Origin of the sequence: Pseudomonas sp. W3I7 (assembly GCF_030816095.1) — a bacterium.
Taxonomy (GTDB): Bacteria; Pseudomonadota; Gammaproteobacteria; order Pseudomonadales; family Pseudomonadaceae; genus Aquipseudomonas; species Aquipseudomonas salomonii.
Genome location: NZ_JAUSXP010000001.1, coordinates 2,770,736 through 2,784,351 on the forward strand (window position 1 = coordinate 2,770,736; position 13,616 = coordinate 2,784,351).

15 protein-coding genes are annotated in these 13,616 nt (G+C 61.7%); 9 read left to right on the top strand and 6 right to left on the bottom strand.

Annotated features, from left to right (window positions below; genetic code table 11):
- Window positions 1–16 precede the first annotated feature (16 nt).
- Together QF043_RS12930 and QF043_RS12935 are read right to left on the bottom strand one after the other, a co-directional pair.
- Window positions 17–829 (bottom strand): MipA/OmpV family protein, encoded by an 813-nt coding sequence (locus QF043_RS12930; RefSeq protein WP_307418776.1) that lies wholly within the window; start codon window positions 827–829, stop codon window positions 17–19.
- Window positions 826–2,307 carry an efflux transporter outer membrane subunit gene (locus tag QF043_RS12935; protein WP_307418777.1) on the bottom strand — a complete coding sequence of 494 codons (1,482 nt, stop codon included), beginning with the start codon at window positions 2,305–2,307 and terminating at the stop codon, window positions 826–828. The genes QF043_RS12930 and QF043_RS12935 overlap by 4 nt, the downstream gene beginning before the upstream one ends.
- 97 nt (window positions 2,308–2,404) lie before the next feature.
- Between QF043_RS12935 and QF043_RS12940 the strand changes: the two genes are divergently transcribed.
- The 3 genes from QF043_RS12940 to QF043_RS12950 all read left to right on the top strand — a co-directional run bounded on the left by QF043_RS12940 (window position 2,405) and on the right by QF043_RS12950 (window position 4,633).
- Complete coding sequence (locus QF043_RS12940) at window positions 2,405–3,094, top strand: response regulator (RefSeq protein ID WP_065931229.1); 690 nt, start codon at window positions 2,405–2,407, stop codon at window positions 3,092–3,094.
- 5 nt (window positions 3,095–3,099) lie between these two features.
- Entirely contained in the window at window positions 3,100–4,275 is a 1,176-nt protein-coding gene (locus tag QF043_RS12945) for a cell wall metabolism sensor histidine kinase WalK (protein ID WP_307418778.1), read from the top strand.
- A gap of 100 nt (window positions 4,276–4,375) precedes the next feature.
- Window positions 4,376–4,633 (top strand): 5'/3'-nucleotidase SurE, encoded by a 258-nt coding sequence (locus QF043_RS12950; RefSeq protein ID WP_373460685.1) that lies wholly within the window; start codon window positions 4,376–4,378, stop codon window positions 4,631–4,633.
- On the opposite strand, the gene QF043_RS12955 is transcribed toward QF043_RS12950, so the two are convergent.
- Window positions 4,609–5,040, bottom strand: coding sequence for a MarR family winged helix-turn-helix transcriptional regulator (locus QF043_RS12955; RefSeq protein ID WP_307418779.1), 432 nt, complete (start codon window positions 5,038–5,040; stop codon window positions 4,609–4,611). The genes QF043_RS12950 and QF043_RS12955 overlap by 25 nt on opposite strands.
- 302 nt (window positions 5,041–5,342) lie before the next feature.
- Between QF043_RS12955 and QF043_RS12960 the strand changes: the two genes are divergently transcribed.
- From QF043_RS12960 to QF043_RS12975, 4 genes are all read left to right on the top strand, one after another.
- Entirely contained in the window at window positions 5,343–8,174 is a 2,832-nt protein-coding gene (locus QF043_RS12960) for a xanthine dehydrogenase family protein molybdopterin-binding subunit (protein WP_307418780.1), read from the top strand.
- Window positions 8,167–8,706, top strand: coding sequence for a (2Fe-2S)-binding protein (locus QF043_RS12965; protein ID WP_307418781.1), 540 nt, complete (start codon window positions 8,167–8,169; stop codon window positions 8,704–8,706). The genes QF043_RS12960 and QF043_RS12965 overlap by 8 nt, the downstream gene beginning before the upstream one ends.
- A 2-nt stretch (window positions 8,707–8,708) precedes the next feature.
- On the top strand, window positions 8,709–9,944 hold the full coding sequence (locus tag QF043_RS12970) for a cytochrome c (protein ID WP_307418782.1): 1,236 nt from the start codon (window positions 8,709–8,711) through the stop codon (window positions 9,942–9,944).
- Between the two features lie 73 nt (window positions 9,945–10,017).
- Window positions 10,018–10,317: a hypothetical protein gene (locus tag QF043_RS12975; RefSeq protein WP_307418784.1), complete on the top strand. Its 300-nt coding sequence runs from the start codon at window positions 10,018–10,020 to the stop codon at window positions 10,315–10,317.
- A gap of 181 nt (window positions 10,318–10,498) precedes the next feature.
- Here the strand turns inward: QF043_RS12975 and QF043_RS12980 are convergent, their stop codons facing one another.
- Window positions 10,499–10,780 (bottom strand): hypothetical protein, encoded by a 282-nt coding sequence (locus QF043_RS12980; protein WP_017138846.1) that lies wholly within the window; start codon window positions 10,778–10,780, stop codon window positions 10,499–10,501.
- Between the two features lie 184 nt (window positions 10,781–10,964).
- On the opposite strand from QF043_RS12980, the gene QF043_RS12985 reads away from it, so the two are divergent.
- Window positions 10,965–11,423, top strand: a complete 459-nt coding sequence (locus QF043_RS12985) for a GFA family protein (RefSeq protein WP_307418785.1) — start codon at window positions 10,965–10,967, stop codon at window positions 11,421–11,423.
- A 2-nt stretch (window positions 11,424–11,425) separates the two neighbouring features.
- Here QF043_RS12985 and QF043_RS12990 read toward each other — a convergent pair whose 3' ends face one another.
- Window positions 11,426–11,953, bottom strand: a complete 528-nt coding sequence (locus QF043_RS12990; RefSeq protein ID WP_307418787.1) for a DinB family protein — start codon at window positions 11,951–11,953, stop codon at window positions 11,426–11,428.
- A gap of 122 nt (window positions 11,954–12,075) precedes the next feature.
- Here QF043_RS12990 and QF043_RS12995 point away from each other — a divergent pair, with 122 nt between their 5' ends.
- Window positions 12,076–12,783 (top strand): tellurite resistance TerB family protein, encoded by a 708-nt coding sequence (locus tag QF043_RS12995; protein ID WP_307418789.1) that lies wholly within the window; start codon window positions 12,076–12,078, stop codon window positions 12,781–12,783.
- On the opposite strand, the gene QF043_RS13000 is transcribed toward QF043_RS12995, so the two are convergent.
- A complete protein-coding gene (locus tag QF043_RS13000) occupies window positions 12,780–13,601 on the bottom strand; it encodes a hypothetical protein (protein ID WP_307418790.1) in 822 nt (273 codons plus the stop codon). The two genes, QF043_RS12995 and QF043_RS13000, sit on opposite strands and share 4 nt — an antisense overlap.
- Window positions 13,602–13,616 lie beyond the last annotated feature (15 nt).

The following is a 13,616-nucleotide window of genomic DNA, read 5'->3' on the forward strand; positions in this document are numbered from 1 at the left end:
GCCTGGCGCCTCGTTATTAGAAGGTGTAGTTGATGGCGAACATGCCCAGGCCGGCGCTTTCACGTCGGACCAGCGGGCTGTTACGCGCCTGGTCGGCGTACTGGGTGAGTGTCAGGCTGGCCAGCGTCGACCAGTGCGCGTCCAGGCTGTGCTGCCAGTTCAAGGCGGCGGAGTAGGCATAGATCCCGGCATCAGCGTCGTATCGCCCGTAGAGTGAACGTTGGCTCTGCGCCTGGGTGACGCCGAAGAAGGTCTGGTTGTAGCGGCCATCACCGGCATGGGCGTCGATGTCCAGGGCCACGGTGTCGCTGCCTGTGTGGAACAGAATGCCTTCCAGGCCGAATCGGTAGCGGTTGCCACGGTGTTCGCCGGCCATACGCAGTTCGGCCTCGCCGCTGACCGACAGCCAGTCAAGCAGTTGCTGGCTGAGGGTGAAGTCGGCGACGGTGGCGCCGTTGATATCGCCCATGCCGTTCAGCTCGCGGTCGCCCGGGCGGCTGGTGCTGTCCTTTTCCTTGCGGCCCAGGTCGTAGTTGATCGCCGCGCTGGCGCCAAAGCCGCTGTCGGATTGAAATTGCAGGCCCACACCACGAGTGGTGTCGGCGAACAGCACGCCGCGCTGGATGCTGAACATCGGCAGCACGAGTGCGCGGTAGCGGTCGGCGCCCATGTAGCGCGGCGTGACACCCATGCCAAGGCCCAGGGTGGCGGTGGTTTTGTCGGCTGCCGGGTTGGCGTCGGCCGCCTGTGCCGGGGTTGCGAGCGTGCAGGCCATCAAGGCGGCGGCGCCCCACAGCACGGTGCGAGTAGGGGGAGTGTTCAAGTTCATGGTGAAACCCTTTCAGCGGAGGAAAATAGCGGTGCGCCGGACAGCGCGCGATACAGCGCCAGGCGGTTGAATAACAACTGGTAGGTGGCCTTGCGTAATTCGATGGCCGATTCAGTCAGGCGAATGGCAGCCGCCGGGTGCTCCGAACGTGCCGCCGCACCGGCGGCAATCTGTTGGTCAAGACGCTTGGTCTTCAATGCGGTCAATGCCGCCAGATCAATTTGCGTGGTGGCGTTGGCCAACGCTTGCTGACGTTGAGTCAACAGGTCGGCGATTTCGCGGAAGGCGTCCTGCACGGTCTTTTCGTATTGGGCGACGGCGGACTGTTGGCGAGCGGTGGCGAGTTCCAGGTTGGCCTGGTTGCGGCCACCGTCGAACAGCGGAAGGTTCAGTTGCGGAGTGAACAGCCAGGCGCCGCTGCCGGATGAAAACAAGGTGTTCAAGCGCGGGCTGGCGATGCCGGCGCCGGTGCTCAAGGTGATTGAGGGGAAGAACGCTGCACGGGCGGCGCCGATGTTGGCGTTCGCGGCGCGCAGCGCTTGTTCGCACTGGCGCACATCAAAGCGCTGCAACAGCTGATGGGACGGCAGATCGACCAGCCATGACGGCGGGTTGAGATCGATGACTGGGCTTTGTGCCGCCGCTGCCAAAGGGGCGACCTGATACCCGGTGACCCAAGACAGCGCCTGTTGCGCACGCGCCTGTTCAGCGCTCGCATCCTCAAGTTGCAGCGCGGAACGACGCACCTGCATGCGCTGAGTGTCAACCGTGTCCTGCGCCACGAGCCCTGCTTTTTGCTGGCCGTCGAGTACGCTCAGCAGCTGGTTTTGGTTGTCGAGAATGGACTGAATGTCGGCTCTCACGCCGGCCTGCAAGCGTTCCTGCAAATACAGCCGCGCCACTTCAACGATCAGTGCCTTGCGCGCGGCAAGGGCACCGTAGCGCGTGCCCAGGTAGTCATGCTGCGCCGCTTCGGAGAGGCTGCGCACCCGGCCGAAAAAATCCAGCTCGAAATCTGAGATGCCCACGGAGGCCACCGCGATGTCCTGCCCATAACGCTCGTCGGCAGCCTTGTCGTGCAAGTGCTGGCGGTTGCGTTGCAGCCCCAGCGCTACCGTGGGCAAGCGATCGGCGCGGGAAATGCCGTACTGGGCGCGGGCTTGCTCTACGCGCAGCAACGCAAGGCGCAGGTCACGGTTGTAGTCCAAGGCTTGTTCAACCATCGCCGGCAACTGCGCCGATGAGTCCAGGCCGGCCAGCAGTTGTTTTTCCTCTGCGCTAAGCGCTTCTGCGCTGTTGATCGTGGAGGAGGGTGCGTCCGTGACCCGTGTGCCTTTCAGGTTGTCCGGCACCGGCAATGCGGGCGTCTGGTACGCAGGCGCCAGCGAACAACCGGCCAGCATACCGACCAGCAGCAAAACCGCGCCGAGGCGCTCAGACAGCTTGATAGGCTTGGACAGCGGGACGGTGGTGGGCATAGGATCGGTTCGCGAAAGTCGGGCGTAGGGCAATACTGCCCGCGGTCTTTCAATAAACCGTTCGTGAATTATCAAGGTTTCATCAAGAGGCTTCTTTGTGTCAGGAAAACGTATCCTTATCGTCGAAGACGACGCCGACAGCGCCAACATTCTCGAAGCCTATCTGCTCCGGGACGGTTTTGAGGTGGCGCTGGCCGAAGACGGCCAGCGCGGTCTGGACCTGCACAAAAGCTGGCGGCCCGACCTGATACTGCTCGACGTGATGCTGCCGCGTTTGAGTGGCACCGAGGTGCTGTCCGCGGTGCGGCGCAGCAGTGACACGCCTGTGATCATGGTCACGGCCATGGGCGACGAGCCGGAAAAACTCGGCGCCTTGCGCTATGGCGCCGACGACTATGTGGTCAAGCCCTACAGCCCGCGTGAGGTGGTGGCGCGGGTGCACGCGGTGTTGCGGCGCACCATGGGCAGCCAGCCGGTTGAACAGCTGTTGCGCCATGAAAACCTGCGAGTGGACCTCGTCGCCTTTACCGCGGCCATTGAACATCGCGATGCACCCTCGCAGCTGCTGGACCTGACGCCCACGGAGTTCAAATTGTTGGTCACCTTGCTGAAGACACCCTCCAAGGCGTTCACCCGTGATGAGCTGCTGGAAATCTGCCTGCCGGAAAGCGAAGCCCTGGCTCGCGTCGTCGACACCCATGTGCACAACCTGCGGCGTAAGCTGGAAACCCATGGCATCGCCGGGGTACTGGTGACGGTGCGCTCCATCGGCTATCGGTTCAGGTGAGCACTATGCGTGAGAACTCACGGGTCAACGACAAACCCTTGTGGCGCTGGGTCGGCATGCGCATGAGCCTGTTGGCGATTGGCGCGGTGGTGGTGATCGCCATTTGCATGTGGATCAACTTCAGGTTGTCGGACCGGTATTTTTTGCAGCACCTGCCGCCAGCGGCGCGCGAGGAATTGCTGCAGCTGCGCGCCGAGCCGCAGCTCAACGAAAAACGTCTGCGCCAACTGGTTGCCGAATATTATCCGGTGGAATTCTTCCAGCCGGACATGGCCAACCGAGACTGGTTGATTCTGGCGTGCCTGGTGCTGGCGGCTATTCCGATCATCATCCTCTGTGGCTTGTGGTTTTCGCGACCCTTGTCCAGCCAGTTCTCGGCGATTGCCCAGGGCGCGCGGCGGGTCGCCGGCGGTGACTTCCTGACGCGCCTGCCAGTTCACCGCGACGCACCCGATGAGCTGCAGCGCCTGATCAGTGACTTCAACAGCATGACCACGCAACTGCAGCGCTATGAGCGTGATGTACGCGAGTCCAGCGCGGTCATCGCCCATGAACTGCGCACGCCATTGAACGCCGCCATGGGGCGCGTGCAGGGCATGCTCGATGAGGTGTTCCCCAGTGATGCCGCGCAGTTGGGCATGGTCAAGCGTCAGCTCGATCAACTGCGCAAACTGGTGGATGACCTGCACTTGTTGTCGATGGCCCGTGCCGGCCGTTTGGTGCTGGAGCGCAGCGATTTTTCCCTGGCGGCCCTGGTCGCCGAGCGACTGGCCTGGTTCCAGCCGCAATTGGATGAGGCCGGCGTGCGCACGCAGATCAATATTGCCGACGGGTTTCGTATCCATGCCGATCGCGATCGCCTGGGCCAGGTGCTCAATATCCTGATTGATAACCTGCTGCGTTACGCGGCGGGTGGGGGCGAAATGAACGTGATGGCGCGTCGCGTCGAAGACCGGGTAGTGATAGAGATTGGTGACCGCGGCCCAGGGATCGAGGCACAGCACCTGGACAGCGTATTCGACCGTTTCTGGCGGGCGGAGCGCTCCAGGGCGCGTTATTCGGGCGGCAGCGGGCTGGGCTTGTCCATCGCTCGTGCAATCTGCCAGGCCCATGGCGGAGCCGTTACCGCCAGCAACCGCGCCGAAGGGGGCACGCTGATCCGGGCGGAGTTTCCGCTGTAGTTTTTTCGGGTTTATAGCTATTTATGGATAACTATTTAAATATAGGTAAATACGCCATCGATGGCGGTCATCCGAGCGCCTGCATTGACGGAGTATTACCATGGCGAACGGTGATCATCGATTCGAGCGAATTCTTCTGACCAATGACGACGGTATCGATGCCCCCGGGCTCAAGGTGCTGGGGCGTATCGCGTGCCAACTGGCGAATGAGGTCTGGGTCGTCGCGCCCTTGCTTGATCAAAGCGGCACCTCTCTCACTGCGACGCCTTTGCAGTTCGAGCGCACGCACGCAATTGCGAGCGTCGTATCTGAAAAAAACGCTTCAACGCGCGTTCAGCGCTGCTCGTCGCGGCCATAGTGGCTGAGCTTGTCCATCAGCAGCCCGGCCGCGTCCAATTGCTTGCGTTCAGCACTCGTCAGGCACGCGTTCGCTGCTTGAGCCAACCACTCATCCCGGCGCTGACGGCTTGCCTGCAAGACGGTCTGGCCTTGTTCGGACAGCCCGATCCAAGTGCGCCTGCGATCTTCGGTATCTGGCGTGCGAGTAATCAGGTTTCGCGCTTCCAGGTCCTTCAACAGCGACGCAAGATTGGACGAACGGATATTTTCTGCCTCGGCAATTTTTGAAGGCGTTGCCGTGCCGTCCATTTGATCTATCGCGCTCAGCACCAGCATCTGCGACCAGGTCTCGGGATGATTCTGCGCCTCTTGGCGCAGACGCTTGTTCAAGCGCGTCAAGCGCCCGCGAAACAGTGAAATATCCATGCTGCGGTACCGTGGAAAAAACCTATGAGATTGTAACTAAATCGGGCGCGGCGTGCTGCGGTTGCCTTCGCGTGCCCGGTTAAACGTGTCGAGGGCGTTGATTAGAAACGCAGCGTTGATTCTTTGTTCGGTTTTTGTAACAGATTGTTTGCGGCGCGCGCAGAAACCTATAAAGTTAACCTTTCGGTCAGCTTTGCACTGTCAACTCCAGCCTTTGGCTTCCAGCGAAAGCGCTCCTGCAAGGATCGATTCCCCAGAACATAACTAAAAGGGCGGACCCATAACCGCCCAGAGGATGATCCATGTCCAACCGTGATATCTCCCGGCGCTCGTTCCTTCAGGGCGGGCTGGTGGCGGGTGTGAGCGTGACGCTTACACCGCTCAGCACCCAGGCGCTGGCGGCCTTGATGGAAAACAGCGTGACCGTGCCGTCCGAGCGATGGCTCGGCAACAACGGCAAGGCGCGCTCGCGTAACGACGCCTTGTCCAAAGTATGCGGGAGCAAGGTGTTTGCCCGCGACATCCGCGCCAAGGACATGCCAGGCTGGCCGCAGCAGCAGGGCCACGCCATGTTGCTGAAGACAACCAAGGCCGATCGCATCTACGCCGGCTACGACCTGGCGTGGCTTGGCGCCGAGTTGCAGCCTGACCGCATCGTCACCGCCGCCGACCTGGACAAGGACGGCATCGTCTTCCCGGAAGAGCACGCGCCAGATCCGCTGCTGCCGGAAGGCAAGGTGCCGATGTTCATCGGTCACCCTGTGGCGATCCTGATCTGGAACGACTTCGAGCGTTTCCGTCAGGCCAAGGCCAAACTCAAATTCAATGACAAAGCCATCCGTTACGGTGCCCAGGTGCCGTATTACGAACGTGACCCTTACGGCAGCTTCCGCTACGTGCGCGTCGGCGGGGCGACCTCGGCGGACGAGGATGAATTCGCCAGCCTCAAGGATTCGATCCTGTTCCCGATGCTGAAAAATCGTCGCCCGGTGTGGAATTCCCAGCCGGACCTGCACGGCAACCTGACCGAGCGCGGGCTGTTTTACGCCGACCGGATGCAGCAGCAAATCGACGCGCCGCCAGACAACTGGCTGGTGTTCGACGAGCGTTACAAAACCCCGTCGATTGAACCGGCAGCGATGGAGCCGGACAACGGTAACGGCTGGTACGATCCGGCCACCAAGACGTTGCACTTTGTCGTCGCGACCCAGTGCCCGCTGGAAGCCGCCACCGAAACCGCGAAGATGATCGCGCCATCGCGCTTCGGCCTGGCGAATCTGAACATGCACCCGGGCTACACCGTCGGTTACGGTTCCAAGGACCACAACATTTTTGTCTACTACGCAGCCCTCGCCGCGCTGTATGGCGCCGGTGTGCCGGTGCGCCTGGCCAACGACCGCTATGAGCAGTTCCAGAGCGGCATCAAGCGTCACCCGTTCGACATCCGCTACCAATTGGCGGTGGACAAAAACGATCACAGTTTCCAGATTTTTCGCGCCGAGATGAACGTCGACGGCGGTGGGCGGATCAACTACAGCCCTTCGGTGGCAGCGGTTGGCGCCACGGCAGCGCAGTCGATCTACTACATGCCGCAGAACGATTTACAGGTCACGGCCTACCATTCCCGCGCGGTTGAAGCGGGTTCGATGCGCGGTTACGGCACCCTGCAAAGCATGGCCTCGACCGAGATGATGGTCGACGAAATCGCCGGGCGTCTGGGCATCGATGCCATCGACCTGCGCAAGAAAAACGCGCTGCTGTCGGGCATGAAAAACACCCAGGGCGCGGTGCCGGCGGGGGCGTTGCGCTTACACGAGATTCTTGACAAAGCGGCTGCCCACGACGTCTGGAAAAACCGCGACCAGATCAAAAAGACCCGCGAAGCCGCTGACCCGGATAACTGGTATGGCGTCGGTTTTGCCATCTGCCAGAAAGACTTCGGCACCGGTTCCGAGGCCCCCATGGCCAGCATCGAATTCACCGCCGAAGGGCATGTGACGTTGCGCCATATCGGCATTGAAATCGGCACCGGCATGTCCACCTCACAAGCCCTGGTGGTGGCGGACTTTATCGGCATCCCGGCCACGCAAGTGAAGACCGGCGAAACCGAATGGGAAGAGTTGCAACTGATCACGGGCGGCAACCCTTACGTCATGAGCCAGGCCGAGCAGGATGGTTTTCTGCGCAACCCGCGCTGGGTCGGCAAACTGGCGTCGGCCTCGTCGGCGACCAACTCGGCGTATTACTTCAGCCACGCCACCCGTGAAGCCTCCCGGGTGCTGTTCAACCACGGCCTGTGGCCGGCGGCGTTGCAGATCTGGGGCCAAGGCCCTTACGGCGGCCAGGCCAACCCGTACGTGGTGCGCCGCGAAGACGCGCATTGGGTCGACGGCAAACTCACCGCCAACGGCATGCAGCCGCTGAGCTTTGAGCAATTGGCCAAACACGCCCACGAAAAAGGTCTGGTGACCGGTGCCACTGTGCACGGCTTCAACCGTTGGAGCTGGGCCGAAGCCGATTACAGCATCGACGGCGTGCGTGAACGCCTGCCGCTCGACGGCCTGGCCGTGAAGTACGGCGACGGCGCGCCAAACGCGAAGAAAGCCCAGATGACCAGCAACGGTTTCCACCTGCTGGATCGCCAGAACGTCCACTACCCGGACACCCAGTTGAACAACGCGGCGGTGACTTACTACAGCCCGGTCGCGACGCTGGTGGAATTGAAAGTGAACAAGGGCTCCGCCGACGTGCAAGTGCTCAACCATCACTCGTGGGTCGAGTGCGGTCGGGTGCTGGTGGAAGAACTGGTCAAGGGCCAGCTCGAAGGCGGGATCGCCATGGGCATTGGCCATGCGTTGATGGAAGAGATGCCGCTGTACGAAGGCGGGCCGGGGGAGGGTGACTGGAATTTCAACCGTTACCGTTTGCCGATGGCCCGGCACGTAGCGGTGTGGAAGCAGACGGCCGAAATCCTGCCGCCGCTGTCGCCGAGCGACCCGTCCAAGGGCATTGCCGAAGTGGTGATGATCCCGATCGTCGGCGCCATCGGTAACGCCGTGGCCCACGCCATCGGCAAACGTGTCCGCGACCTGCCAATCACTTCTGCGCGCATCAAGGAGGCCCTCAATGGCTAACCGTCCGTTTCAACTGACCCTCAACGGTCAATCCGTCGGCCCGGTGGACATCCCTGATGACCTGCCGATGATCGACTACCTGCACGAATACAAAAACCTCACCGGCTCGCGGCTCGGCTGCGGCCAGGGCATTTGCCACGCCTGCGTGGTGATCGTCGACAACCCGGACGGCACCAGCGAAGAAGTGCGCACCTGCATCACCGGTGCACACTATTTTGCTGGCAAAAAAATACGCACCATCGAAGGCCATGCAACCCGCGACGAGCAGGGCAACGTGACTCAGCTGAACCCGATCCAGCAGCGCTTCGTCGATGAATTCGCCTTCCAGTGCAGCTACTGCGCGCCGGGTTTCGTCAATGCCGCGACCGTGCTGGTCGAGAAGCTGCAGCGTCAGCCGATCGTCAAAAGCCAGCTGGAAAAAGTCATCGAGGACAGCCTCGGTCACCACATCTGCCGCTGCACCGGCTACGTGCGTTACTACAACGCGACCCGCAACGTGCTGACCGATCTCGGCCTGGTCAAGGAGGGTTAAGCATGAAACAACTACTTTCCCGCCTTGCGCTGGCGGTTGGCCTGGCCGCGCCGATGTTGCTGGCGCACGCGGACGATCAAGTCAAACGCGGCGAATACCTTGCCCGCGCCGCTGACTGCATGGCCTGCCACACCGCACCGGGTGGCGCGCCGTTTGCGGGCGGCCTGCCGATCGTTTCGCCGTTCGGCACCATCTATGGCACCAATATCACCCCGAGCAAAGAGCACGGCATTGGCCTGTACAGCGATGACGAATTCTTCGCTGCGCTCACCGAAGGCAAACGCCGGGATGGCGCGAATCTGTACCCGGCGATGCCGTACACCTCGTACCACCTGATGCCCCGTGCAGAGTCGGACGCGATCCATGCGTACCTGAAAACCATCGAGCCCATCGAGCGTGCGGCGCCGGTTACCCGCCTGAGCTTTCCGTTCAACGTGCGTCTGGGTCTGATGGGCTGGAACATGCTTTACGGCAAGGATGTGAAACTTGCGCCGACCGAGGGCAAAAGTGAAGCATTTCAGCGTGGCCAATACATGGTCGAGGTGCTCGGCCACTGCGGCGAATGCCACACGCCACGCGGCTTACCCGGCGCAATGCAGCAGGATAAACGCCTGACCGGCGGCGTGCTCAATGGCTACCTGGCACCCAGCCTGTTGGCCACTGACCTGGCCGCTCGCGGCTGGAATCATCAGGACCTGAGTACGTTTCTCAAGCACGGCATGAGTGCCCAGGGCACGATGTTCAACGAGATGTTCCCGGTGTTCCATAACAGCACCCAGGGCCTTACCGATCCGGACCTGGCTGCCATGGCGACCTTCCTGCTGGGCGATCAACCGCCGCAGGCCAAGGTGCTGAGCGAGACGTCGCTGGACGCCATGAGCCCAAGTGCCCAACGCGGTCGTCAGGACTATCTGAACGTGTGCGCCGGCTGCCACGCGCCGAATGGCGAGGGCAAGCCGCACATCGCGGTGGCCATGCGCGGCAACACCACCCTGCGCCTGGAAGACCCGCGCAACCTGCTGCGGGTGATCGAGGACGGCATCGGCGAGCAGCAATTCACCGGGTTCGAGCGCATGCAACCGATGCCGGGCTTTGCCGACAAGCTCAATCACCAACAGCTGACCGACCTGCTCAACTACCTGCGCCAGGGGTGGGGCGGCCAGTCGGGTGAGCTGGCGGTCAGCGACGTGCAGAAGCTTGCGGCCGATGCGCCGCCCGCCGAGCACAAGGCGCACTGAACTGCCGATGCCGGGAACGACCGGCAATGCCTGTCAGTCTACCTGTATGTACTCATGGGTAAGGCGCAGCACAATGGATAAGACAATCACGGTGGATCAACTGGCGACCACCGACCTTGGAGCAATCAACGAAATATGGCTCGGCGGAACTCATACCCAGCTATGCCTGTGGCGTGGCGAACGGGTCTTCACCCACGAGATGATGAGCGAGGGCACTCACGATCAGAATGTCCAACGCCTGTGCTTGCAGTGGGTCAACGCTGACGATCAGGCTGCAGTGGCCCGGGTTGAGGCAATGGTGCGCGAACATCTGAAAAAGACAGGGAAGGAGGGCGTGTTTTATCCCGCCGAGCAGGCGGACACTCACCTATAGGAACAAGAGCCTCGCCCAGGTGATCCTGGGATTTGAGGCAGAAGAGGTTGAGTCGGTGTTGCCACAATTGAGCAGCGCAGAGGTACGGATGCCGGTGACGAATATGCCATGGGCACTCAGTCTGCGCTGCTGCAGGATCCCGATGGGAACCGGGTTAACCTGTTTTCAACCCCTGAACAGCTCAGACAAATGGCTGCCCGCTGAAACCTCGTGGCAGGCGCTGCAGCCCCGGCAAATCTGTGAGGCGTTGCGTCCAGGCACTGCGCCAGTCAACGGCGGTATGGGTTTTGGCCTTGCGCGCGGAGCGGCGGGCGGCATTGCGCTGGGTGCGGCGCGCTTCTTTATAGGCGTCGGTATTGCGGCAGGTACGGCATTTGACTCGGTTCAGCTCGGTGCTGGACGTGAGGTTGGTGCCGTGATGGCCGCAAGCCAGATGCCCGGCGACCTTGAAGTGAGTGACCATGTAAGCGTCTCCTTCTTATAGGGGTACGCGCGGCCAAAAACCAGCGGCGACGCGTGGGCAGGGCCGAGGCAATCAACCCCGAGCCCTCAGGGTTGTGACCGCGCGGGCGGCGCGGCGTTCGGTTTTATTCCACGGACGGTTCACGCTACCCTGTGGTGCCAACAATCATAAAAAGGAGTGAGTGATGAGCGTCGAAACCTTGCCGCTGGAAGGCAGTTGCCGTTGTAGTCGGGTGCGTTTCAGCGTGAGTTTGCCGCCGGTAATCACCATGGCGTGCCATTGCAGCGGCTGTCAGAAGATGACCGCCAGTGCGTTTTCCCTTAGCGCGTTGATTCCGGCCGCGGGTTTCACCGTGACCCAGGGTTGCCCGGTGATCGGCGGCTTGCACGGCGTGGACCGCCATTATTGCTGCCCGCACTGCATGAGCTGGCTGTTTACGCGCCCCCATGGCATCGATGAGTTCGTCAATGTGCGCGCAACCTTGCTGGATAACGCCCGCGACTACGTGCCGTTCATGGAAACCTGGACCAGCGAAAAACTGCCCTGGGCTGCGACGCCGGCGGTTGAAAGCTTTGCGCAGTTGCCCGAGCCGCAGGACTTCCCGCGCTTGATGCAGGCTTACGCCACGTTCAGTGCCGGCTGAGTTCAATCAATCAGGGCCAGCAAGTCGGTATCACCGACGTCCACGCCCGCCTGGGTCAGCAATGTGGTTGCCTGGCCCCGATGGTGGGTCTGGTGGTTGAAAAAATGCATCAGCAGTGCAAAGAACGGCTTGTGGTTCGCCACGCCGCGCATGTTGTGGTACTGCAGACGCTGGTCCAGATCGGGCTCGCGCAGGCTGTTGGCCCAGTCGATGATCAGTTGGTCCAGCCAGGCGCGGCGGGCCGCCAGCTCGCGCAGGTTGGCGAAAGCCAGTTGCTTCAAGTCAGAAGGCGTGGCAATCGACGCTAATGGCGCCAGTTGGGCAAAGCCTGCCGGATGCTCGGCAAATCGCTTTAGCCACACCGTGTCCCCCAGTGTCAGGTGATTGAGTGTGCCGTGGATGGAGCCGAAGAACGCCTGCCGGTCCGTGGTCAGTTCTGCGTCGGTAAGCTGGCTGGCGGCGGCATAGACTTTGCGGTTCATCCACTGGTTGTAGTCAGCCATCAACACTATGTGCTCAAGACGGTTCACGCGGTTTCTCCTTCAACGTGGTGGGGCCATCATAAGGCGTGCCCGCCCGGCGGTCTTGGTGTTCCTGCGGTAGCGGGCTATGGTTGTTAAATGCCAATACTACGCTGCGGGAGAGTGACACCATGAATACCAGCAATTTACTGGAACAGCTGCTGCGCGCCAGCCAGCAAGGCGGCGGTAGCTCCGGCGGTGGGCTGGGCGGCCTGGGTGGTTTGCTGGGCGGTTTGTTGAACCGCTCCGGCAGCGGCAACGCTGCGGCAGATGGTGGCGGGCTGGGCGGTTTATTAGGTGGCCTGGGCGGATTGTTGGGCGGTGCGCCTGCTGGTGGCACCCCTCAAACGCGTTCCGGCGGGATGAATTATGCGGCGTTGGCCTCCTTGGGGATGGCGGCTTTCCAGGCGTATCAGGCCTGGCAACGCCAGCAGGCCAGTGCACCGCAGCAGGCCATCCAGACGGTTGACCAGCTTGACGGTCAGGAAGCTGAAGCTCATAGCCATGCGCTGTTACGCGCGCTGATTGCGGCCGCCAAGGCCGATGGAGAGATCGATGACAAAGAGCAGGAAATGATCTCAGCCGAGATCGGCCGCCATACCGATGAGCCGCAGTTAAAGCAGTGGCTCAAAGACGAAGTCGCCAAACCTCTGGATGCCGCTGATTTTGCCGAATATGCCGCTGATCCAGGGTTGGCGACCGAGGTCTACCTGGCCAGCGTGATGATGGTCAATGACCAGGCGCCGAAGGAGCGCGGCTACCTGGACGAACTGGCGGCGCAGTTGCAACTCGAACCAGCGTTGCAACTGAACCTGGAGCAACAGGCTAAAAAAGCCTAAAAACGCACGGTCGCGCCGGTGGTCAGCCATTGGTTGTGATCACCGGTGAGGCTCTGCCCCACCACCACATCCACATCGACCAATTTGCCCACATGGAACCGCGGCCCGGCCTGCCAGGCCTGGTCACCGCCTTCCTGGCCATAACGCTCACCGATCAGCGTGAGCGCGTCCGCCAACTGGTACTCAAAACCGGTGCCCCACGTCAGGCGGTGGTTTTGCTCGCCGCCGTTGTAGGCGTGGGTCCAGCCGCCATTGAGGCTAAGGCGCAATGCTTGCACCGGTTGCCAGGTCAACGGCACGTTAAAGTCCGCGCCGTCGAATGCATGCTGGCGGTCGAGGGCAAAGTGGCTGGTGGCAGACACGGCCATTTGCAGCCCCAGGCTTTCCTGTGACCACACCTGCGCCTTAACCTGCGGGCTGATTTGCGTCTCGGCATCCCCCGCATGACTGGCGCGCGACAGTGCGGCGCTCCATTCCACGGCAGGCAGTGCGCTGAAGGTACACGCGGGATTAAGCGTCTGGTTATGAATGTTGCCTTGATGTCGGTTGGCGGTGTACCAGGCGTCGACGCTGCACTCACCCGGATCGTTGATCCCGCCGTCGTCGACCACATACGAACCGCCGGCCGCCTGGGCTTTGGAAAACAGCGCAATGAGTAAGATAAGGCCGAGTGTGGTACCGATAAAAATCAGGTTACGTTGCAGTGCGCGGCGCTTGGCCGGTGGCAGCAGCAACAGGGTATGGCGAGCGCCCCGGTAGTGACGTTCGCGGTATTTGGCAAACCCGTCCGGGCGTTGTGGGCTGTGTTTTTTGTGCATGATGCACCTCGCTTG